Below are 19,849 nucleotides of genomic sequence, written 5' to 3'. Positions count from 1 at the left end.
TAGAAGAGCATGACCCTCCGATCGTCGTCAAGAGGGGAGTCCGTCCCTATCGTGCGGCTTGCGCGGGCGCCGACATCAGGGCCCGCACGCCGCTCCTGAAGGCCGCCGGATCCGCGTGGCCGTATACCGCGCGGCGCACCAGGAACCCGTCGACCAGAGCCATCAGGACATCGGCCACATCCTCGGCCGGGACGTCCGCGGCAAGCAGCCCGCGCTGTTGGTGTCGCACCACAAGGCCGCCTATGACGCGGCGGGCCTCCGCCATGACCTCCTTCAGTTTCGTGCCCAGCGAGGGCGATCGCAGAGCCTCCGACCAGACCTGGACCAGCAGTTGGGCCGACTCCTGCGATCCGGACAGCGGCGGGCGCTCGACCCCCAGCACGAGATCGACGATGTTGTCCAGATCTGGTGGCCGCGCGTCGTCCTCCGCCTCGAACGCCGACGCGAGCTCCGCCAGAGCCTCGGCGGCGGTCGCCGCGATGATGTCGTCCTTGCTCTTGAAGTAGCGGTAGACGGCCCCGGCCGACAGTTCGGCCTCGGTCAGTACGTCCTGCATGGACGTCGCATGAAAGCCGTTGCGGATGAAGCAGCGCCGGGCGGCGTCCAGGATCTGGCGGCGGCGGGCTTCGAGGTGCTCCTTGGGCATGCGTGCCATGGCACCACAACGTAGAACGAACATTCGTACTTGACAACCGTACCGCGCCTCTCTTAGAAAAAGAATGTTCGTTCTTTTTTGCCGTGAAGGGTCGCATCATGTCATTCGCCGCCAGCACCCTGAGTGCTCTGGCCGCTCTCGTCTTCCTCCTCGCCGGCGCCCAGAAGGTCCTGTTACGGGAACCCGTGACGGCCAACCTGCGCAGGCTCGGCGTCGGCTCCGCCATGACCCGCTCGATCGGCACCCTGGAGATCGCCGGTGCGCTCGGGCTCGCGGCCGGCCTCTGGTTCAAGCCGCTCGCCGTCACCGCCGCGGCCGGTCTCACGCTGCTGTTGATCGGCGCGGTGGGATTCCACCTCCGCGCCCGCGACTTCGCGCACCGGCGCTACCGCTCCCACGCCGTGGCGCCCCTGGTGCTGGCCGTGGTCACCGGAACGACCATGGCCTTGCTGCTCGCGACTTCCTGAGCGAGGCCGCGTGCCCTCGGCCAGGGATCTGATCTACCTTGTAAAGGAGCTGGATCTTGAGTAAATCCTTCAGGCCAGGATGAGCACGGCCGCGACCGCCACCATCACCGCGCCGGTGGCGCCGTGGACGCCGAACGCCACCGCCCGCGGACCGCCGTTCCTGAGCACGACGACCATGTCGCCCACCGGGGCGAACACGCTGGCGAGCACCAGCCAGCCGAGCATGTGCTGGTTTCCGGTGACGAGGGCCGGGAGCACGACGAGTCCGGCCGTGATGTCCCGTACGCCTTTGACGGAAAGGAAGGCGTTCATGGGCACGGGAGTCCCGAACCCCGCCGCCGACGCGACCGGCTGCAGCAGGAAGCGGATGCCGATGAGGATGATCCCGAGGGCGATCAGCCCGGCGAGCCAGGTGGCGATGGTGGCCATGCCGTCTCCTTCGATTGTTACTAGAAGTGATAGCGACGCTAGCTTAACGATGCTCGTGTGTCTAGCGGTGCTATTATCCAGAGGGTGTCCACACAGCAGCGCAAAGAACGCGAACGCGCCCAGCGCCACGACCTGATCATCAATACGGCCCGCAAGCTGGCCGAGTCCGAGGGCTGGGACGCCGTGACCACCCGCCGGCTGGCCGACGAGATCGAGTACAGCCAGCCGGTCCTCTACAGCCACTTCGCCGGCAAGGATGCCATCGTCGGGGCGGTGGCGCTGGAGGGCTTCACGGAACTGGCCGTACGCCTGCGCGCCGTGACCCGGACGGGCGAGCCGCGGGCCGTGCTGGAGGGGCTGGCCCGCACCTACATGGCGTTCGCCGAGGAGAACCCCGCACTGTACGACGCCATGTTCACGATGGCCGTGGACCTTCCGTTCGGCCAGGACGACACCCCGCAGCCGCTCCGCGACGGCTTCCAGGCGCTGCTGTCCGGGGTGGCGCGGTTCGCCGGCGGCCGAGACCCGGAGGTCCTGACGGAAGTCGTCTGGAGCGCCCTGCACGGGCTGATCGTCCTGTCCCGCGGCGGCCGGCTTCCCGCCTCAGGCCGCGAGGCCCGCCTGACGCTGCTGCTCGACCAGCTCGACGCCACCCGCTGACCCGGCCGCGCACCGTCAGCCGTCCCGGGTTCAGTGCTGGTGGGTCTCGATCCGGCCGCCGAGTCGAGCGTGGGGCTCGGCCAGGAGCTTCGGGTCGGAGACGACGGTCCACCGGTCGCCCACGAGATACGTTCCGCCGTAGGCCCGCGCGCCTTCGTACCATGCCTCCTGGTTCTCCCGCGTGGGGAAGGTCATGACGACGTAGCGGCCCGCGCCGGTCGTGCAGGACACCTGGCGTAGTTCGGTGGCGTCGACCTGAACCGACGGGCGGTCGCATTTGATGGCGGCGAGGATACGGTCCAGGCCGGCCTGGGGCAGAGGCTTGTCCGCGGCGGGTGGAGCCGGGTGGTGATGGGCGTTCGCGGTGCTGCTCGGTGCGGGAGCGAAGATCGTGAACACGGCGAGGCCCACGCCCAGGATGGTCAGGCCGGCTGCCGCAATGATCCGCAGCTGCTTCATCTCGCGCACCTTTCTCTGGGTCCGGCGGTGGAGAGACCATGTCCAGGTACGCGCGTACGCGGTCGCGGGTTCACCACGACACCGTGTCACCCTCATTCGTCCTGTGAAGATTGGACTTACTTTGTAAAGGCGTCGGGTTGGGACAAAAACCAAAGACCCACATCCAGAACCCCTCAACGAAGGAGTCGCCCCGCACCCCGTCTTTCGGCGGGTCGACGGGGTGCGGGGCGGTGGTCAGCCGGCGAGCAGGGCGTTGGCTTCGGTGATGAGTTTCTGGGCGGCCTCGTCGGGGGTCATCCGGTTGAAGATGACTTCTTCGGAGTATCGCCTGAGGATGCCTTCCATGGCGCTGGAGCCCTTGGGTGGGGCGGCGGGCGGGTCGGCGAGTTCGCCGCGGACCTCGTTCACGAACGCCAGGGTCTTCTGGTCGGCTTCGGGCAGTTTGTCGCTCACGGCGGACAGCACCTTGGCGTTGGCGGGCAGGCCGCGGTCGCTGAGGACGATTTCGCCGACTTCGGGCTCATTGATCATGAAGTCGATGAATTTCGCGGCTTCGGCGGCGTGTTCCGATCCGGAGGAGGCGGTGTAGAACATGGCGGGTTGCAGGAACATGCCGCTGGTCGGGGCGCCTTCGATTTTGGGCATGCGTACGAGTTCGAGTTCCTGGCCTGATGCCTTGGTGGCTGCGCCGAGGACGTTGGTCCAGATCATGCTGGTGGCGCCGGTGTTGGTGCCGATGAGGGTCTGTTCGATGCCGGCGTCGTAGAGTTCGGAGCTTTTGTCGGCGGTGGGGGAGCCTTTGGTTTTGATCAGGTCCTGGGTGATGGCCCACCAGTCTTTGAGTGTTTGTGGAGTGATGCCAAGTTTGTTGCCGTTGTAGAGGAGTTCGCCCTTTTGCGCGGCGTAGATCTGGAGGTAGGCGGGGTTCCAGGACAGTTGTGTTCCGGTGACTTTGCCGCTGGTGCCGGTTGTGACGTCGGAGCAGAGCTCGACGAAGTCCTCCCAGGTCCATGAGCTGTCGTCGGGGAGTGTGGCTTTGGCGCGTTTGACCAGGGCGGGGTTGATGACCATGGCGAAGGAGTTGACGCCGCTGGGGATGGCGTACTGTTTGCCGTCGACGACGCCGGTGGCGAGAATCTTGCTGTCGATGTCGGCGGCACTGACCTTGGAGGCGAGGTCGGCCAGTGCGCCGCGTTCGGCGTATTCGCGTACGGCGCGGATTTCGAGGGTGATGACGTCGGGTGCGTCGCGGCCGGCGACTTGGGTGGCGAGTCGTTCGTAGTAGCTGGGGAAGTCGGAAATTTCGCCTTCGACGTCGATATTCGGGTTTTTTGCCTCAAACTTCGCGATCGCCGCTTCTGTCATCTCGCGGCGGGAGTCACTGCCCCAGTAGGCGAAGCGCAGTTTGACCTTGCCGTCGGTGCTGCTCTCGCCGCCTCCGCAGGCCGCGGTGACCGCCAGTATGGCGGTGGCGAGCAGGGCCGCCGACCAGATCTTCTTGCCAGAGCTCACGGCTCTTCCTCCTAGGGGGTTTCTGCTGGGGGGTGGAAGGAATGTCTTTCGGCACTGCGGTGCCCATGGCATGGATCAGAGGTCTGACGTTAGCGCGATGATCGGTAAGGGAGGTAGGGGGTTTCGTGACACTTTGCTGTCGGAGTTTCGAAAGTGCCGGGTGGAGGGGGTGGGGGAGTCCGGCCGCCGGCGACGGCGGGGCCGTCGTGCGGCCGGATGGGTGGTCAGGCGTGGAAGGTGATCGTGCCTTTGCCGTGGATGGTGGTCAGTCCCTTGGTGGCGCAGGTGCTGACGTTGGAGGTCGGGGTGGCGGTGCCGGTCACCTTGCTTCCGGCCAGCCGGCCCTTGCTGACCCGTCCGCTGAGGAGCATGTCGCCGGGGTTGTAGCCGGTCAGTTTCTGCACCGACGGCCGCAGGGTGGAGGTGCCGATCCTGCGGCCGTCGGCGCCGTACCAGGTGATCGTGCCTTTGCCGTGAATGTCCTGCACGCCGGCGCAGGAGGCGCGGCCGGTGCTGCGGACGGTCATGACGCCTGAGCGTATGCCGGTGGCCGAGGGTGAGGAGGCGGTGCATCCGGTCAGGGCGAGGCCGGCCTGGGCGGTCACGGCGTGGGGCAGGAACTTGACCGGCGGGTTGAAGGTGATGGGTCGTTCGGCGGTGGTGGCGACCTGGCAGGTGAGCAGGGTCTCCTGTGGCGCGGCGGTGGCGGGGGCGGCGGTCAGCATCGCCGCCGCCGCGGTTGTGGCCGCGGCGGCGTGCTTGAGAAGGGGCATGTCGTCTCCTTTGCCCTGATGGTCGGTGACGCTCGGTGATCGTTCCGAGGTGGGGCCCACGATAGGAGCGGGTGTGGTGCGGGGCGGTGAGCGCAGCGCCCGGCGGCAAAACTTGATCGACTTCTTAACGGCGGACGCCGTGCCACGTGTGATCAGTTGTCGCCGTGTCGGCGACGCTGGGTGACATGGGCGCCCGCCGCGTCCTGGAGGGGAGTTCGCCGTGACCGAGGACGACATCGCGACCGTGGTGCGCGAGCACTGTGTGCAGATTTTGAAGGTGGATCCGGCCCGGGTGACCGGGGACGCGCTGCTGCGTGAGGACCTGGAGGCCGACAGCCTTGACCTGGCCGAACTGCACGTGGCGCTGGAGGAGAGGTGGGGGTCTTTGCCGCGTGAGACCCTCGCCGACGTACGGACCGTGGACGATGTGATCGCCAAGGCGCGCGTGCTGCTGAGCGGGTCGGTGTGAGGCAGGCCGAGGTGCGGGTGGCGGTGACCGGCCTGGGTGTGCGCACGTCGGCCGGTGCGCATCCCAAGGAGTTGTGGGACGCGCTGCTGGCCGGCCGGTCCACTGCCCGTGCGATCACCTCGTTCGACACCGAGGGGCTGGGTGTCGGCTTCGCCTGCCAGGTCGAGGGTCCGGACATCGAGGCGTACGTGCCGGCCAAGCAGGCCTCGCGGCTCGACCGGATGAGTCAGCTGGCGTTGTGCGCCGCCACGGACGCGCTGTGCGACGCGGGTGCCCTGCGGGCGCCGGCCGAGCGGCGGGGGGTGGTGACCGGTACGTGTTTCGGCGGCAGGACGACGGACGAGGCGGCCATGCTCGGGGGGCGGCATCCTGAACGGGGTGAGCCTGGACCGCTGACCGTGCCGATGGCCATGCACAATGCCGCTGCGGCGACGATCAGCATCCTCCACGGCCTGCGCGGGCCCAGCCTGTCGGTGGAGACGGCCTGCGCTTCCGGTTCTCATGCGATCGGGGAGGCGGGCCGGCTGGTGCGCGGCGGGTTCGCTGATGTGGTGGTCGCCGGCGGTGCCGAGGCCTGCATCACTCCGACGGTGCTGCTGGGTTTCCGCCGGAGTCAGGTTCTGTCGCAGCGTAACGACGCGCCTGAGCGTGCCAGCCGTCCGTTCGATCGGGATCGGGACGGGTTCGTGCTGGCAGAGGGTGCGGCTTTCGTCGTACTGGAGAGTTTCGAGCACGCCGTGCGCCGGGGCGCTCATGTGTACGCGGAGCTGACCGGCTACGGCTCCACGTCCGATGGGCACCATATGACCGCGCCGTCGCCGGAAGGTGAGGGCGCCGCTCGTTGCATGCGCGCGGCGCTCGCGGACGCGGGGCTGGCCCCTGAGGAGATCGTGCACGTCAGCGCGCACGGTACGGGTACGCCGCTCAACGACGTGACGGAGGCTCAGGCGATCGACCGGGTGTTCGGCGGGGCGAGGGTTCCGGTCGCCTCGGTCAAGGGGGTCACCGGGCACGCGATCGCCGCGGCGGGAGCCATCGAGGCTGTGGCGGCGGTGCTGACGCTGCGCGAAGGCGTCGTCCCGCCCACGGCCAACCTTGACCACGTGGATCCGCGGTGCGATGTGGACGTCGCCGGGCGGGTGCGGTCGGTGCCGTCGGGGCCGGTGCTGTCGAACTCGTTCGGTTTCGGCGGCCACAACGCCACCTTGATTTTCTCGCCGTGCTGACCGGAGGAGTCGCCGTGGGTGTTTCTGTTCTGACCGGTGTTTGCGCCGGTGCAATGTTCGCCGGTGCTCTGGCGGGTCCGGCGGTCGCCGGCGTTGCGGCGGCGCCCCCAGCGGCGGCGCCGTCAGCGACCGCGCCGCCGGCGATCACTCCGCCGGCGATCACTCCGCCGGCGATCACTCCGCCAGCGATCGTGCCGTCGGCCGCGCCTTCGTCGGCCGCGCCCCTCACGGGCGTGTCCCCGCCGTCCGGCGCTCAGCCCGACGGCCCCGTGAACGACACGGCGGACGACACGGCGGACGACACGGTGGAGGACACGGTGGAGGACGCAGCGGACGCCGTGGGCGGTGCCGTGGAGGACACGGTGGAGAGCCAGGGCAAGATCTGTATCAACGTTCCCGTCGACCGTGTCGCCCTGGCCCTCGCGCGGCTTGTCGCGCCTGCTCTGATGGCGGGTGCCACGGCCGGTGCGGGGCCGGGCGTCGTCGCCTCGGCGCCGCCTCCCGGGGCGGCGGCGCCCCGGCCCTTCGGTGGCGGGTTGCCCAAGGACCTGCCTTTCCTGGAGGCCGTGCCCTGCTGAGCCGGGCTGTCAGGCGATCCCGCCCACGGGCTGGCCGTGGAAGGTGCCGCCGTAGCAGGCCAGGCGGGTGGTGCTGGTGGGGCTCGGCAGGACGACGCCGGTGCCGAGTACGCAGTCGACGATCGAGATGCTGAAGGCGGGCCCTGCCGTGGCGACCATGAGGGCGGTTCCGGCGGCTGTGGAGGCGAGGACGGTAAGGAGTCGGCGCATGTCAGGTCCAATCACTGTAAGTGGCGTCTTGCTTACGGATAGTTACCGTACGGTGAGTGATCCAAAACGAGTTGTGAGAGGTGATGTGTGACCACCCCGCTCTTCGACGTCGTGGCGATGACCGAACACTGGATGCGCGCGCGGCCGGACACGGTCGCGTGCCGTGTCGATGGGCGTCGCCGCGCCGAGACGCTGACCTACGGCAGGCTCGACGAGGTGGTCGCGCAGGCCGCGTCCAGGCTGGCCCGCGCCGGGGTGGGGGCGGGGACGCGGACCGCGGTGATGATCCCGCCGGGGCGGGACCTGGTGGCGGTGGTGCTGGCCCTGTTCCGGTTGCGGGCGGTGCCCGTCCTGGTAGATCCGGGGCTCGGGCCGCGCGCCATCGGCGCCTGCCTGCGGGAGGCGGCCGTGGAGGCGTTCATCGCGGTGCCGCGCGCTCATCTGGCGCGGGTGGTGCTGGGCTGGGCGCGTGAGAGCGTGGTCGTCACCGTCACGTTCGCCTCGTACGCGTTGTGGTTCGGCCGGGTTCGTGACCGTCTGCGCGCGGGCAGGCCGCCGGCCGCCGGGGCGGGCCCGCGGGGGTCGTGCGCCGACGACCTGGCGTTGATCGCGTTCACCTCCGGGTCCACGGGGGTGCCCAAGGGGGTGCCGTTCCGTCACCGGCACCTGGCCGGGCAGACCGGGCTGCTGGCGCAGCTGGGGGCGCTGGAGCCGGGGGCGACGGTGTATTCGACCTTCGTGCCGTTCGCGGTGGCGGCGCCGGCGATCGGGTGTGCCTCGGTCATTCCGCGGATCGATCTGCGCCGGCCGGAGCGTACCGATCCGGCCGCGATGGCGGGCTCCATCGCCGCTCACGGCGTGCGGGGCCTGTTCGCCGCGCCCGCGCTGCTGGACCGGCTCGCCCGCCACTGCGAGCGCCGCGGGCAGGTCCTGGACAGTGTGGAGATCGTGCTCACGGCGGGTGCGCCGCTGCCCTTCTCGGTGCTGCGTCGCGCCCAGCGGTGCCTGCCGGAGGGGGCCGAGGTGCGTTCGGTGTACGGCTCGACCGAGTGCCTGCTGGTCGCCGTGGCGGACGCGGCGGAGCTGGCGGAGACGGCGGGCGACACCGCACGGGGTGCCGGCACCTGCCTGGGCTCTGTGCTGCCGGGCAACCGGGTGCGGGTCATCGGCATCACCGACGAGGTGATCGCGCGCTGGTCGGACGATCTGCTGGTGCCGCCCGGCACGGTGGGGGAGATCACCGTGGCCGGTCCCGCCGTCAGCGACCCGTACCTGGATCGCCCGTGCGAGAGCGCGCTGGCCCGCATCGACGACGGCGGCGAGCCGGTGCACCGCATGGGCGACCTCGGCTGGCAGGACGAGCGGGGGCGGTTGTGGTTCGCCGGCCGTAAGAGCGAACGTGTGCGCACCTCCGGCGGTGAGCTGTACACCGACCAGGTCGAGCCGGTCGTCAACGCGGTGCCGGGCGTCCGTCGCAGCGCGCTGGTGGGGGTCGGGCCGCCGGGAGGCCGGCGACCGGTGTTGTGCGTGGAGTGCGAGCCTGGCACGTCGCGGCGTGAGCGGCGCGAGGTGGTCGAACGGGTACGGGCCGCCGCGGTCGCAGGGATCGGTCAGGTGCTGGCCCATCCGGGTTTCCCGATGGACGTGCGGCACGCGAGCAAGATCCGCCGTCCGGTGCTGGCCGGCTGGGCGGCGCGCAGGCTGGGCGGTGGTGAGCGGTGAAGGTGCTGGTGACGGGCGGCGGGGGGTTCCTCGGGCAGGCGGTGTGCCGGCTGCTGACCGTACGGGGGGAGGACGTGGCGACGCTGAGCCGGCGCCGCTACCCGGCGCTGGACGCGCTGGGCGTCGTCCAGCACGCCGGTGACGTCCGTGATCCGCAGGGTGTGCGGTCCGCTGTGGCGGGGTGCGAGGCGGTCGTGCACTGCGCAGCCCTGGCCGGGATGTGGGGGCCTGCGCACGCCTACCGGTCGGTCAATGTGGCGGGTACGGCCAACGTGGTCGATGCCTGCCTGCGGGCGGGGGTCGCCCGGCTGGTGCACGCTTCCTCGCCCAGCGTGGTGCACGAGGGGCGGGACCTGGAGGGCGTGGACGAGTCGGCGCCCTACGCCCGCCGTTTCCTGGCCCACTATCCGGCGAGCAAGGCGATCGCCGAACGGATCGTGCTGGCCGCCAGCGGTGACCGGCTGGCCACTGTGGCGCTGCGGCCGCACCTCATCTGGGGGCCGGGGGATCCGCACTTCCTGCCCAGGCTCGTGGAGCAGGCGCGGCGTGGTCTGCTGGTTCTGCCGCGCGCTCCGGGCAAGCGCATCGACACGGTCTACATCGACAACGCGGCCGAGGCGCATGTGCTGGCGCTGGACGCGCTGGCTGCGGGGTCGCCGGTCGCCGGCCGCGCGTATTTCATCACTCAGGACGAGCCGGTCACGGTCGCCGGCTGGGTCAACGGCCTGCTGGCGGCGGCGGGCCTGCCGCCGGTGACCCGGCATGTCCCGGCCCGCGTGGCCAGGGCGGGGGCGGCGATGGTCGAGTACGGTTACCGGCTCGCCGGCGTGCGCGCGCAGCCTCCGGTCACGCGGATCGCCGCCGTCCAGGCCACGACCTCGCACTGGTTCGACATCTCCGCCGCGCGGCGTGACCTCGGTTACGTGCCGCGGGTCAGCACGGCCGACGGCCTGGCCCGGCTGGCCGCCCACCTGTCCGCGCCGGTCCCGGTCCCGCACGCCGTGGACGCCCGGGACGGCCGGTGAAGGGCGTCGCCGGCACGGCCCACGACCCACCACGGAAGCCGCCCACGGGGCGCCGTTACGGTGCCCGGCCCTGTGCGGGTCAGAGGGCGTCTCCCTGGAGGGGCCCGGCGGGGTGCGGTGGGTGGCGTGCCGTTGGCACCGCCGTACTGGATGGAAGGGTTTGACCTTCGCAGTGCCCGCTCGTGCCGCCGAACCTGTTGTGAGGTCCTGATGCCTGGCTCTGTCCCGCGTTTTCCTGAATACCCGTTCGTGTCCCGCTGGTTCGCCCGTGACGGGCTGCGCCAGCACTACCTGGACGAGGGCGACGGGGCGCCGGTGCTCATGCTGCACGGCAACCCGTCGTGGAGTTACCTGTGGCGGCGGCTGATCGTGGCGCTGCGCGGTGAGCACCGCTGTGTCGCGCCCGACCACATCGGCATGGGCCTGTCGGACAAGCCCGGCCGGGGGCGTTACCCGTACACGCTGGCCGCGCGGGTGGACGATCTCGACGCGCTCACCTCTCATCTCGTCGCCGAGCGGGGTGTGCCCGACCGTGGCTGGACGCTGGTGATGCACGACTGGGGCGGCCCGATCGGCATGGCCTGGGCGGACCGTCATCCTGGCCGGGTGGCCCGGCTGGTGGTGCTCAACACCGCGGCGTTCCCCAATCCGTACGGTCCGCGGGTGCGGCCGGCGCTGCGGTTGCCGCTGTGGTTGTTGCGGGAGACCCGTCTGGGTGAGCGGTTGTTCCTGCGTCATCATGCTTTCGCCCGCCTGGCCACGTCGGCGCCGTTCGGGCTGCGCAGGCGGCTGCCCCGCGAGGTGCGGGCGGCGTTCCTGGCACCCGACGACCAGCCCGGCAGCAAGCCCGGCGATCAGCCTGGCGGCCGGCACGGCGACCAGCACAGTGACCAGCACAGTGACCAGCTCGGCGGCCGTGAGGGGCACCGGGTGGCGGTGCAGCGGTTCGTGCACGACATCCCGTTCGGCCCGGGCGACCGGTCGTGGCCGCTGCTGGTGCGGGCTGGGGAGAGCCTGGCCGCCTTCGCCGAGCGGCCCGTACTGATCGGGTGGGGGTGGCGTGACCCCGTGTTCGACCCGGTCATGTTGCGCGAGTGGCGGCGGCGTCTGCCCGGTGCCGAGGTCCACGTTTACCGCGATGCCGGGCACTACGTGCTGGAGGACGCCCATGAGCGGCTGGTGCCCGCCGTACACGCGTTCCTGCGGCGCTGACCGACCTTGAACCGGCCCTGAACCGGTGCTGAACCAACCCTGAACCGGTGCTGGCTGGTGCTGAACCGGTGCTGACTGAGCTGACCGGTGCGGGCGGCGTCGGGTGGCGTGGGTGCGGATGGCCGTCCAGCTGGTCAGCGGCGTGATCCGGGCAGCCACCAGTTGCGGTGCCCGAGCAGCCGCATCAGGGACGGGACCAGCACCATCCGGATGACGGTGGCGTCGATGACGATGGCGGCGGCCACCGCGAACCCGCCCTGCTGGAAGTCCAGGCGCCGGGTGAACATCAGGCCGCCGAAGGTGACGGCCATGATGGCGGCGGCCAGCGTGATGGGGCGTGCGGTGTGCCGCAACCCGTGCAGGACGGCGGCGGTGTTGTCGCGGTCGCGGCGGTAGTGCTCGGCGATGCGGTGGACGAGGAAGACCTCGTAGTCCAGGGACAGGCCGAACACGATGGTGAAGACGATCAGCGGCAGCAGGACGTTGACGTCGGCGCCGTTCCCGGGCAGGTCCTGGAAGACGACGGTGAGCAGCCCGAAGGTGGCGCAGACGCACAGCAGGTTCATGGCCAGCGCCTTGAGCGGGATGAGCAGGCTGCGGAAGACGACGAGCAGCAGGGCGGACGAGGCCAGCAGCACCGCGGCCAGCACCCGCCACAGCCCCTCGAGCGTGCCGTGGGCCAGGTCGGTGAGCCGGGCCGTCGGCCCGGTGGCCAGGACCTGCTGGCCGGCGGGCAGCAGGCGCCCGGCCAGGGCGTGCAGGTCGCGCTGGAAGTCCGCCGCCGCGTCGCTGTCGGGGGCGGGCCTGGCGGCGATCAGCATGACGGTCAGGTCCTTGCCGTTGTCCAGTACGGTGCTGACCGACACCCGCGGGTCGGCGTGCAGGGCGCGGCCCAGGGCGAAGGTGTCGACCGGGTCGGTGTGGCCGGGGTGGGGCAGTGCCAGGGCGGTCAGCCCGGCGACCCCGTCACGCTCCATCCGGTCCAGGCCCGCGCCGATGTCGGTGCCGGCCATGGCGTCCCGGTCGTAGTGCAGGCCGAGCCGCAGGTGCAGGGCGGGGGCGGCGGCCAGCAGCAGGACGGTGACGGCTGCCAGCGCGTACCGGCCGGGTCGTTTCATCAGGTGTTCGGCGGCGCGTAGCCACGCGGGCGGTCGGGTGGTGTGCGCGGCGGGACGCAGCCGGGGCAGCCGGCCCCACTGGAGCCGGCGGTCCGCCAGGGTCAGCAGCGCGGGGGCGAGCGTCAGCGCGGCCGCGAGGGTGACGAACGCGGCCAGCATGCCCGCCAGCGCCAGGGAGTGCGCCCACGGCACGCCGACGAGCAGCAGCGCGCACGAGGTGAGGATGATGACGGCCCCGCACCAGGCGACCGTGCTGCCGGCGGTCGCGGTGGCGCGTGCGGCCGCCGCGGCGGGCGGCAGTCCCGCGCGCCGGGCCTGGCGGTGGCGCAGCAGGATCAGCAGCGTGTAGTCCAGCCCGAGGCCGAGCGACATGGTGAGGGTGTAGGTGAGCATGGTGGAGTCGACGGGCGCGAGGGTGGCCGCCGCCGCGAGCGCTCCCGTGGCGGTCGTGATCGCCGCGCCGCCCACCACCAGCGGCACGGCCGCCGCGCCCACCGCGCCGAGCCCGAACACCAGCAGCAGCGCCGCCACCGGGATGGTCACGGCTTCCATGGACCGCAGGTCGGCCAGGTCGGTGTGGGCGAGCTGCGCGAAGGCGCGGCTGACACCGACGATGGTCACGCTGACCGTCCCCGCCGACGCCTGCCGGACGGCCCGGCGCGCGTCCGCGAGCTGGCCGGGCAGGTTGCGCTGGCGGGTGAGCTCGTCGCCGTGCACGCCGGCCAGCACGTAGGCGTGGCGGGAATCGCCGCCGTCGGTGTCCGGCAGCGGCAGCAGCGCGCCGATGTCGGGGCGGGCGGCCAGCGCGTCCACTGTGGCGGCCATCGCCTGCTGGAAGCGCGGTTCGCCGGCGTGCAGGCTCGCCGAGGAGAAGGCCAGCAGCACCTGTTCCCTGCCCAGTTCCGGCAGTCCGCGGGCGATCGCCGCGGCGGCCTGCGCGGAGCGTGAGCCCGGCACCTCCAGCGAGGGCGGGCTGAGCCGTTGCATGAGGCCGGGCAGCAGCAGCACCGACGCGGCGGCCAGGAGCAGCCACACCGCGACGACGAGCCGGGCGCGGCGGCCCGCCGCCCGGCCGAGCCGGGCGACGTGCCCGTCTGGCCGCCCCTCCCTCCTGAGCAGGAAGGGAGCAAGCTCCCCGACCTGCCCTTCTCCCACGACACCTGGGGACAGAAGCACGACGACGCGCCCACGCCACCGGCCGGCGCCCCCGCCTTCCCCTCTGGAGCGTTCAAACAACCCCCGTTCCAGGCTCCGCCACCACCCCCCGCGTCGCCGGGCAGGAGCAAGCGCGCCCTGCTCGTCACGCTGGGCGCGCTGGCCCTGGCGGGCGTGGCCACCGGCGGGTTCTTCGCCTGGCAGGCCGTGAGCGACCCGGCGCCGACGACCGCCGCCGCCCGGCCGAGCGCGTCCGTCCAGCCGAGCTCGGAGGCGGCCGCCTCGCCGCCGTCCGCCGAGGGCACGTCCGTGCTCAACTCCGAGCGGACCGACCCGCAGGAGTTGTCGTTGTCGGAGGCGTTCCCCGAGAAGAGGGTGAGCGCGGCCGGTGCGACGTTCACCCGGGTCAAGGCCGACGTGGAGACGGCCTGCGACAAGGCGGCCATGGGAGCCTTCGCTGAGGCCCTGCGGGAGCAGAAGTGCAGCCGGGTGCTGAGGGCCACGTACGTCGACAGGAAGAAGCGGTACGCCGTGACCACGGGCATCGCCGTGCTGCCTGACAAGGCCGCGGCCGAGGCGGTCGACCAGGCGAAGAGCCTGTCGCGCAACGTCTGGTTCCGCCCGCTCCCTGGCGGTGAGGGTTCGGGCGGCGAGCGGGTGCACATCGCGGGCGGCTACGCGGCCGGCCTGGTGTGGGGGCGCTACATCGTCTTCAGTTACGCCACCCACGCCGACGGCCACACCCCGTCGTCCAAGGAGCGGACGCTGCCCAAGGTGAGCGGGGCGTTCCGCGACGAGACGTCACTCGTTCTCGAGCGCCGCGTCACCGGCGGCTGACCCCGCCGGCGTACGTACCCGCCGGGTGGCCTCGGCGCGCGCGGCGAGTTCCGCGTCCGGCGGGTAGCCCACCTCCTCCAGGCACAGGCCGTGGGCGGGGGCCACGTGCACGCCCGAGTCGCGTACGGCCCTGGTGAGCACCTCGCCCGGCCATTCCACCGGCCGCCGGCCATCACCGGCGGCAAGCAGGGAGCCGACCAGGGCCCGCACCATGGAGTGGCAGAACGCGTCGGCGACGACGGTGGCCACGAGGGTGCCGTCCGGCTCGCGTACCCAGTCGAGGCGCTGCAGTTCCCTGATCGTGGTGGCGCCTTCGCGCTTCTTGCAGAACGCGGCGAAGTCGTGCTCGCCGATCAGCCGCGCGGCGGCCGCGTTGAGCGCGCCGTCGTCGAGCGGCCGGTTGTGCCAGACGACCTCGCGCCGGCGCAGCGGGTCGACGCCGCCGGCCGCGTCGCTCACGCGGTACGCGTACCGCCGGAAGAGGGCCGAGAACCGGGCGTCGAAGCCCTCAGGAGCCACGCAGACCCGATGAACGCGTACGTCTGGAGGGAGAACCCCGCCCAGCCGCCTGACGAGCGCAGCGAGCCGCTCATCGACGCTCAGCGGCCCGCGGTTGCCGTCCAGTTCGGCCGTGGACTCCTCCGGCACGTCGACGTGGCACACCTGGCCGCGCGCGTGCACCCCGGCGTCGGTACGGCCGGCCACGGTCAGCTGGGCGGGCCCGCCGAGGCGCAGGATCCGGCCGAGCGCCTGCTCGATCTCGCCCTGGACCGTACGCCGGCCGGGCTGCCGCGCCCATCCGGAGAAGTCGGTCCCGTCGTACGCGAGGTCGAGGCGGAGCCGTACCACGATGAATCTCCTTCGTACGGAAAAGGGCCCGAACCCCCGCAAAGGGGTCCGGGCCCGATTCAGCCGGCCTGAACGATCAGGCCTCGTCCTTCTTCGCCTCGGCGTCGGCGGCCGGGGCCTCCTCGGCGGCGGCCTCGGGGGCCTCAGCCTTGGTCTCCTCAGCCTTGGCCTCCTCAGCCGGGGTCTCCTCGGCCTTCGGCTCCTGCGCGGCGGGCGCGGGGGCGGCGGCCTCGGTGCGGCGGGTGGTGACGCCGCTCATCGGCTCGGTCACCAGCTCGATGACCGCCATCGGCGCGTTGTCGCCCTTGCGGGCGCCGATCTTCGTGATGCGGGTGTAGCCACCGGGCCGCTCGGCGAACGTCGTCGCGATCTCGGTGAAGAGGTGATGCACGACGCCCTTGTCCCTGATGACGGTCAGGACCTGGCGGCGGTTGTGGATGTCGCCCTTCTTCGCCTTGGTGATCAGGCGCTCCGCCACCGGACGCAGGCGCTTGGCCTTGGTCACCGTGGTGCGGATCCGGCCGTGGCGGAACAGGTCGGTGGCGAGATTCGCCAGGATCAGCCGCTCGTGCGCCGGGCTGCCGCCAAGACGTGCACCTTTGGTGGGCTTGGGCATTTCATCTCTCCTTGTGGATTAACCCGCCCCGGCCGTATCAGGTACCGGAGTCGGGCCGGCGCCGCGCTCGGGCGTCGCCGTTACGTTCACCCGCCCGCCCCGCGCCTCGCGAGGACGGCGGCCGGTCCGCGAACCGGCCGCCGTCCTCGCGGGAAGGCACGGTGACGAAAGCGCGGGACGTTGTCAGTACTGCTCGGTCTCGACGTACGCGCTGTCGTCGTCGTCGTAACCGCCGCCGGCCACCGCGCTCGGGTCGAACCCGGGCGGGGAGTCCTTGAGCGCCAGCGACATCTCGTGCAGCTTCTGCTTGACCTCTTCTATCGACTTGGCGCCGAAGTTCCGGATGTCGAGAAGGTCCTGCTCGCTGCGCGCGACGAGCTCGCCCACGGTGTGGATGCCCTCGCGCTTGAGGCAGTTGTAGGAGCGCACCGTGAGGTTGAGCTCCTCGATCGGCAGCGCCAGGTCGGCGGCCAGCGCGGCGTCGGTCGGCGACGGGCCGATGTCGATGCCCTCGGCCTCGACGTTGAGCTCGCGGGCCAGGCCGAAGAGCTCGACGAGCGTCTTGCCGGCGGAGGCCACCGCGTCGCGGGGCTTCATCGCGGGCTTGGTCTCGACGTCGAGGATGAGGCGGTCGAAGTCGGTACGCTGCTCGACTCGGGTGGCCTCGACCTTGTAGGTGACCTTCAGCACCGGGGAGTAGATCGAGTCGATCGGGATGCGACCGATCTCCTGGCCCGGCTGCTTGTTCTGGGCGGCCGAGACGTAGCCGCGACCGCGCTCGACGGTCAGCTCCATCTCGAGCTTCGCCTTGCCGTTGAGCGTGGCGATGCGCAGCTCGGGGTTGTGCACCTCGACACCGGCCGGCGGCGCGATGTCGGCGGCGGTGACCTCGCCCGGGCCCTGCTTGCGCAGGTACATCACGACCGGCTCGTCGTGCTCGGAGGATACGACCAGTTCCTTGAGGTTGAGGATGATGTCGGTGACGTCTTCCTTGACCCCGGGAACGGTCGAGAACTCGTGCAGCACACCCTCGATGCGAATGCTCGTCACGGCCGCGCCCGGAATGGACGACAGCAGCGTGCGGCGCACGGAGTTGCCGATGGTGTAGCCGAAGCCCGGCTCCAGCGGCTCGATGACGAATCGGGACCGGGTGTCGTCGATCGACTCTTCGAGAAGAGTCGGGCGCTGAGCGATCAGCATGAGTGGGATCTCCCCTTTTTCGTGTGGCGCCCGCTATATGACGCCACTCCGATGAACAGCCTAGCCCGGGTACGCGACGCCACGAGGACGTCGCGACGCCACGAACGCGTACCCGAGCCGGGCAGGCGAGTGCCTACTTCGAGTAGTACTCGACGATGAGCTGCTCCTGGACCTGGGTGTCGATCTGCTGGCGGACCGGCAGCTGGTGAACCAGGACGCGGAGCTTGTCGGGCACGACGCCGAGCCACGCGGGGACCGTGCGCTCACCGGCGGTGGCGCGGGCGACCTCGTAGGGCAGCAGGTTGCGCTTGGTCTCGCGGACCTCGATGATGTCGTGCTCGCGAACGCGGTAGGACGGGATGTCGACCTTCTTGCCGTTCACCATGATGTGGCCGTGGCGCACCTGCTGGCGGGCGGCGTCACGCGACTGGGCGAAGCCCGCGCGGTAGACGACGTTGTCGAGGCGGCTCTCCAGGATCTGGAGCAGCACCTCACCCGACTTACCGCTCTTACGGGCGGCTTCCTCGTAGTAGTTGTGGAACTGCTTCTCGAGGACGCCGTAGATGCGGCGGGTCTTCTGCTTCTCGCGAAGCTGAAGCTGGTACTCGGTGTCCTTCGGACGGCCTCGGCCGTGCTCACCCGGCGGGTACGGACGGATCTCGATGGGGCACTTGGCGGACTCGCACTTGCTGCCCTTGAGGAAGAGCTTGGTCTTCTCGCGACGGCAGAGCTTGCAGTCCGCGCCCGTGTAACGAGCCATGTTCTCTATCTCCTGGAAACTCAGACGCGGCGGCGCTTCGGCGGACGGCAGCCGTTGTGCGGGACCGGGGTGACGTCCTGGATCGAACCCACTTCGAGGCCGGTGGCCTGCAGCGAGCGGATCGCGGTCTCACGGCCGGAGCCGGGACCCTTGACGAAGACGTCGACCTTGCGCATGCCGTGCTCCATGGCGCGGCGAGCGGCGTTTTCCGCGGCCATCTGCGCGGCGAACGGGGTGGACTTACGGGAGCCCTTGAAACCCACGTGGCCGGCGCTGGCCCAGGAAATCACATTGCCCAGCGGGTCGGTGATCGAGACGATCGTGTTGTTGAACGTGCTCTTGATGTGGGCGTGCCCGTGAGCGACGTTCTTCTTTTCCTTGCGGCGCACCTTCTTCGGCGCACCCTGGCGGCTCTTAGGAGGCATTGTTTGCCATAACTCCTGAGGTCTTCGGTCCCGCGGCTGCGAGGACTACTTCTTACCGGGCTTCTTCTTGCCGGCGACGGTCTTCTTCTTGCCCTTGCGGGTGCGCGCGTTGGTCTGCGTGCGCTGACCGTGGACCGGGAGGCCCTTGCGGTGCCGGATGCCCTGGTAGCAACCGATTTCGATCTTGCGACGGATGTCGGCCTGGACCTCGCGGCGCAGGTCGCCCTCGATCTTGTAGTTCGCCTCGATGTAGTCACGCATCGGGACGATCTCGGCGTCGGAGAGCTGGTGGACGCGGAGGTCGCCGCTGACCCCGGTGGCCTGGAGAATCTCCTGGGCGCGGGTGCGGCCGATTCCGTAGATGTAGGTGAGAGCGATCTCCAGCCGCTTGTCGCGGGGGAGGTCGACGCCAACCAGGCGAGCCATGGCGGGCATTCTCCTTCTTCTGTGGCGGAGGTCTTGCGCCTCACTGCCCCTCCCCAATGCCCGGGGTGAGGGCCCCGGCCTCCGACCGGGGGTCTCCCGAGTGGTTCGGACCTTCGACTGGCCCGCCTGCCCGGGTGTGACACGCGATTACTGTTTCAGGCTTCTCATGCGTCGAGCCCGCTCCCTGACGGGGCGGACTCGGAGAAGCCTTGCGGCGACTTAGCCCTGGCGCTGCTTGTGGCGCAGGTTGTCGCAGATCACCATGACGCGACCGTGCCGACGGATCACCTTGCACTTGTCGCAGATCTTTTTGACGCTCGGCTTTACCTTCATTGTCCTTTGTGTTCCTCAGACGTCTTACTTGTATCGGTAGACGATCCGCCCACGAGTCAGGTCGTAGGGGCTCAGTTCAACAACAACCCGGTCGTCCGGCAGAATCCGGATGTAGTGCATCCGCATCCGGCCGCTGATGTGGGCCAGGACCTTATGGCCGTTGTCGAGCTGCACCCGGAACATGGCGTTCGGGAGCGACTCGACCACAGTGCCCTCGATCTCGATGGCGCCGTCTTTCTTGGCCAAAATTCCTCACGTTTCACTGATCGATCGTCTGAGGCTCCGGTTCACTAAGCAGCCGCGACCTCACGCTTCGAAGAGAGCGGCGATCGGCAAAGACCGCCGACGCGTGTGGGTCATAGTGAGCCGACTAAGGAGTGTACGACACCTTGGCTCAGAACGCGAAATGCGTGCCAGGTGTCCTGACACAACCATCTGCCAGTCTACCGTACGTTTGCCGTGCCCCGACCCGGCACGCCGGTGACCGGCGTGCCGGGCGGCGGCCGCTCGTACCTGTTCACACCGGTCAGCGGGTGCTGCGGGTCTTGCGCCAGTGGAAGCCGCCGGGCAGGTTGACCGAGACCGTACGCCGTCCGTCGGCCCCGCGGGTCACCCGGAACAGCCGGTTGCCCCAGCTGTGGCCCATCCCGCGCCGGGACAGGTTGAGCCGGAACGGCCCGAACTTCATCGACTTGCGGTAGCTCCATCCCATGTCACTCGCCTCCAGGAACTC

25 protein-coding genes are annotated in these 19,849 nt (G+C 70.4%); 9 read left to right on the top strand and 16 right to left on the bottom strand.

Annotated features, from left to right (window positions below):
• Positions 1-46 precede the first annotated feature (46 nt).
• Complete coding sequence (locus E1295_RS21855; RefSeq protein ID WP_220448833.1) at positions 47-646, bottom strand: TetR/AcrR family transcriptional regulator; 600 nt, start codon at positions 644-646, stop codon at positions 47-49.
• Between the two features lie 107 nt (positions 647-753).
• On the opposite strand from E1295_RS21855, the gene E1295_RS21850 reads away from it, so the two are divergent.
• A complete protein-coding gene (locus tag E1295_RS21850; RefSeq protein WP_132632176.1) occupies positions 754-1,122 on the top strand; it encodes a DoxX family protein in 369 nt (122 codons plus the stop codon).
• A 69-nt stretch (positions 1,123-1,191) separates the two neighbouring features.
• Here E1295_RS21850 and E1295_RS21845 read toward each other — a convergent pair whose 3' ends face one another.
• Positions 1,192-1,551 carry a DUF4267 domain-containing protein gene (locus E1295_RS21845; RefSeq protein WP_132632175.1) on the bottom strand — a complete coding sequence of 120 codons (360 nt, stop codon included), beginning with the start codon at positions 1,549-1,551 and terminating at the stop codon, positions 1,192-1,194.
• Positions 1,552-1,635: 84 nt separating this feature from the next.
• Between E1295_RS21845 and E1295_RS21840 the strand changes: the two genes are divergently transcribed.
• A complete protein-coding gene (locus E1295_RS21840) occupies positions 1,636-2,211 on the top strand; it encodes a TetR/AcrR family transcriptional regulator (RefSeq protein ID WP_132632174.1) in 576 nt (191 codons plus the stop codon).
• Positions 2,212-2,241: 30 nt separating this feature from the next.
• Here E1295_RS21840 and E1295_RS21835 read toward each other — a convergent pair whose 3' ends face one another.
• From E1295_RS21835 to E1295_RS21825, 3 genes are all read right to left on the bottom strand, one after another.
• Positions 2,242-2,670 carry a hypothetical protein gene (locus E1295_RS21835; RefSeq protein ID WP_132632173.1) on the bottom strand — a complete coding sequence of 143 codons (429 nt, stop codon included), beginning with the start codon at positions 2,668-2,670 and terminating at the stop codon, positions 2,242-2,244.
• 234 nt (positions 2,671-2,904) lie between these two features.
• A complete protein-coding gene (locus E1295_RS21830; RefSeq protein ID WP_166427351.1) occupies positions 2,905-4,182 on the bottom strand; it encodes an ABC transporter substrate-binding protein in 1,278 nt (425 codons plus the stop codon).
• 224 nt (positions 4,183-4,406) lie between these two features.
• On the bottom strand, positions 4,407-4,955 hold the full coding sequence (locus tag E1295_RS21825) for a hypothetical protein (protein ID WP_132632171.1): 549 nt from the start codon (positions 4,953-4,955) through the stop codon (positions 4,407-4,409).
• 220 nt (positions 4,956-5,175) lie between these two features.
• Here E1295_RS21825 and E1295_RS21820 point away from each other — a divergent pair, with 220 nt between their 5' ends.
• The 3 genes from E1295_RS21820 to E1295_RS21810 are packed head-to-tail and all read left to right on the top strand — an operon-like array spanning position 5,176 to position 7,228.
• Positions 5,176-5,424 (top strand): acyl carrier protein, encoded by a 249-nt coding sequence (locus E1295_RS21820; RefSeq protein ID WP_220448832.1) that lies wholly within the window; start codon positions 5,176-5,178, stop codon positions 5,422-5,424.
• Positions 5,421-6,650, top strand: coding sequence for a beta-ketoacyl-[acyl-carrier-protein] synthase family protein (locus tag E1295_RS21815; RefSeq protein ID WP_132632170.1), 1,230 nt, complete (start codon positions 5,421-5,423; stop codon positions 6,648-6,650). The genes E1295_RS21820 and E1295_RS21815 overlap by 4 nt, the downstream gene beginning before the upstream one ends.
• 14 nt (positions 6,651-6,664) lie before the next feature.
• Positions 6,665-7,228, top strand: a complete 564-nt coding sequence (locus tag E1295_RS21810) for a hypothetical protein (protein ID WP_132632169.1) — start codon at positions 6,665-6,667, stop codon at positions 7,226-7,228.
• Between the two features lie 9 nt (positions 7,229-7,237).
• Here E1295_RS21810 and E1295_RS21805 read toward each other — a convergent pair whose 3' ends face one another.
• Positions 7,238-7,438 (bottom strand): hypothetical protein, encoded by a 201-nt coding sequence (locus E1295_RS21805; RefSeq protein WP_132632168.1) that lies wholly within the window; start codon positions 7,436-7,438, stop codon positions 7,238-7,240.
• Between the two features lie 87 nt (positions 7,439-7,525).
• Here E1295_RS21805 and E1295_RS21800 point away from each other — a divergent pair, with 87 nt between their 5' ends.
• The 3 genes from E1295_RS21800 (at position 7,526) to E1295_RS21790 (ending at position 11,397) form a co-directional block, all read left to right on the top strand.
• Positions 7,526-9,160, top strand: coding sequence for a fatty acid CoA ligase family protein (locus E1295_RS21800; RefSeq protein ID WP_220448831.1), 1,635 nt, complete (start codon positions 7,526-7,528; stop codon positions 9,158-9,160).
• Positions 9,157-10,185: an NAD-dependent epimerase/dehydratase family protein gene (locus E1295_RS21795; protein WP_132632167.1), complete on the top strand. Its 1,029-nt coding sequence runs from the start codon at positions 9,157-9,159 to the stop codon at positions 10,183-10,185. The genes E1295_RS21800 and E1295_RS21795 overlap by 4 nt, the downstream gene beginning before the upstream one ends.
• 210 nt (positions 10,186-10,395) lie before the next feature.
• Positions 10,396-11,397 carry an alpha/beta fold hydrolase gene (locus tag E1295_RS21790; protein ID WP_132632166.1) on the top strand — a complete coding sequence of 334 codons (1,002 nt, stop codon included), beginning with the start codon at positions 10,396-10,398 and terminating at the stop codon, positions 11,395-11,397.
• 134 nt (positions 11,398-11,531) lie between these two features.
• Here E1295_RS21790 and E1295_RS21785 read toward each other — a convergent pair whose 3' ends face one another.
• Complete coding sequence (locus tag E1295_RS21785) at positions 11,532-13,550, bottom strand: MMPL family transporter (protein WP_132632165.1); 2,019 nt, start codon at positions 13,548-13,550, stop codon at positions 11,532-11,534.
• Here E1295_RS21785 and E1295_RS21780 point away from each other — a divergent pair.
• The gene (locus E1295_RS21780) at positions 13,497-14,507 is read left to right on the top strand and encodes a hypothetical protein (RefSeq protein WP_132632164.1); all 1,011 of its coding nucleotides are present in this window, start codon (positions 13,497-13,499) and stop codon (positions 14,505-14,507) included. The genes E1295_RS21785 and E1295_RS21780 overlap by 54 nt on opposite strands.
• Here E1295_RS21780 and truA read toward each other — a convergent pair.
• From truA to E1295_RS21735, 9 genes are all read right to left on the bottom strand, one after another.
• Positions 14,472-15,356, bottom strand: a complete 885-nt coding sequence (truA, locus tag E1295_RS21775; protein ID WP_132632163.1) for a tRNA pseudouridine(38-40) synthase TruA — start codon at positions 15,354-15,356, stop codon at positions 14,472-14,474. The two genes, E1295_RS21780 and truA, sit on opposite strands and share 36 nt — an antisense overlap.
• A 76-nt stretch (positions 15,357-15,432) precedes the next feature.
• On the bottom strand, positions 15,433-15,972 hold the full coding sequence (gene rplQ, locus E1295_RS21770; RefSeq protein WP_132632162.1) for a 50S ribosomal protein L17: 540 nt from the start codon (positions 15,970-15,972) through the stop codon (positions 15,433-15,435).
• Between the two features lie 183 nt (positions 15,973-16,155).
• Entirely contained in the window at positions 16,156-17,172 is a 1,017-nt protein-coding gene (locus E1295_RS21765; RefSeq protein WP_132337053.1) for a DNA-directed RNA polymerase subunit alpha, read from the bottom strand.
• Positions 17,173-17,305: 133 nt separating this feature from the next.
• A complete protein-coding gene (rpsD, locus tag E1295_RS21760; RefSeq protein ID WP_132337051.1) occupies positions 17,306-17,932 on the bottom strand; it encodes a 30S ribosomal protein S4 in 627 nt (208 codons plus the stop codon).
• Between the two features lie 20 nt (positions 17,933-17,952).
• The gene (rpsK, locus tag E1295_RS21755; RefSeq protein ID WP_132337049.1) at positions 17,953-18,357 is read right to left on the bottom strand and encodes a 30S ribosomal protein S11; all 405 of its coding nucleotides are present in this window, start codon (positions 18,355-18,357) and stop codon (positions 17,953-17,955) included.
• A gap of 45 nt (positions 18,358-18,402) precedes the next feature.
• On the bottom strand, positions 18,403-18,783 hold the full coding sequence (rpsM, locus tag E1295_RS21750; RefSeq protein WP_132599507.1) for a 30S ribosomal protein S13: 381 nt from the start codon (positions 18,781-18,783) through the stop codon (positions 18,403-18,405).
• A gap of 219 nt (positions 18,784-19,002) precedes the next feature.
• Entirely contained in the window at positions 19,003-19,116 is a 114-nt protein-coding gene (rpmJ, locus tag E1295_RS21745) for a 50S ribosomal protein L36 (RefSeq protein ID WP_003956441.1), read from the bottom strand.
• Between the two features lie 24 nt (positions 19,117-19,140).
• Positions 19,141-19,362: a translation initiation factor IF-1 gene (gene infA / locus E1295_RS21740; RefSeq protein ID WP_030451477.1), complete on the bottom strand. Its 222-nt coding sequence runs from the start codon at positions 19,360-19,362 to the stop codon at positions 19,141-19,143.
• A 280-nt stretch (positions 19,363-19,642) separates the two neighbouring features.
• Positions 19,643-19,828, bottom strand: coding sequence for a DUF4236 domain-containing protein (locus tag E1295_RS21735; protein WP_132337045.1), 186 nt, complete (start codon positions 19,826-19,828; stop codon positions 19,643-19,645).
• Between the last annotated feature and the right edge of the window lie 21 nt (positions 19,829-19,849).

The sequence above is a fragment of the Nonomuraea mesophila genome, from assembly GCF_004352805.1.
Lineage (GTDB): Bacteria > Actinomycetota > Actinomycetes > Streptosporangiales > Streptosporangiaceae > Nonomuraea > Nonomuraea longispora.
The sequence above is the reverse complement of the archived record's forward strand: the minus strand, read 5'-3'. Positions and strand labels throughout refer to the sequence as shown.

Bases quoted from the DNA above. Each gene is read 5' to 3' on its own strand.
- rpsM (WP_132599507.1), bottom strand. From the start codon at position 18,783: ATGGCTCGCCTGGTTGGCGTCGACCTCCCCCGCGACAAGCGGCTGGAG.
- rpsK (WP_132337049.1), bottom strand. From the start codon at position 18,357: ATGCCTCCTAAGAGCCGCCAGGGTGCGCCGAAGAAGGTGCGCCGCAAG.
- rpmJ (WP_003956441.1), bottom strand. From the start codon at position 19,116: ATGAAGGTAAAGCCGAGCGTCAAAAAGATCTGCGACAAGTGCAAGGTG.
- rpsD (WP_132337051.1), bottom strand. From the start codon at position 17,932: ATGGCTCGTTACACGGGCGCGGACTGCAAGCTCTGCCGTCGCGAGAAG.
- rplQ (WP_132632162.1), bottom strand. From the start codon at position 15,972: ATGCCCAAGCCCACCAAAGGTGCACGTCTTGGCGGCAGCCCGGCGCAC.
- E1295_RS21825 (WP_132632171.1), bottom strand. From the start codon at position 4,955: ATGCCCCTTCTCAAGCACGCCGCCGCGGCCACAACCGCGGCGGCGGCG.
- E1295_RS21845 (WP_132632175.1), bottom strand. From the start codon at position 1,551: ATGGCCACCATCGCCACCTGGCTCGCCGGGCTGATCGCCCTCGGGATC.
- E1295_RS21835 (WP_132632173.1), bottom strand. From the start codon at position 2,670: ATGAAGCAGCTGCGGATCATTGCGGCAGCCGGCCTGACCATCCTGGGC.
- E1295_RS21850 (WP_132632176.1), top strand. From the start codon at position 754: ATGTCATTCGCCGCCAGCACCCTGAGTGCTCTGGCCGCTCTCGTCTTC.
- E1295_RS21805 (WP_132632168.1), bottom strand. From the start codon at position 7,438: ATGCGCCGACTCCTTACCGTCCTCGCCTCCACAGCCGCCGGAACCGCC.
- E1295_RS21855 (WP_220448833.1), bottom strand. From the start codon at position 646: ATGCCCAAGGAGCACCTCGAAGCCCGCCGCCGCCAGATCCTGGACGCC.
- E1295_RS21735 (WP_132337045.1), bottom strand. From the start codon at position 19,828: ATGGGATGGAGCTACCGCAAGTCGATGAAGTTCGGGCCGTTCCGGCTC.
- E1295_RS21790 (WP_132632166.1), top strand. From the start codon at position 10,396: ATGCCTGGCTCTGTCCCGCGTTTTCCTGAATACCCGTTCGTGTCCCGC.
- E1295_RS21765 (WP_132337053.1), bottom strand. From the start codon at position 17,172: ATGCTGATCGCTCAGCGCCCGACTCTTCTCGAAGAGTCGATCGACGAC.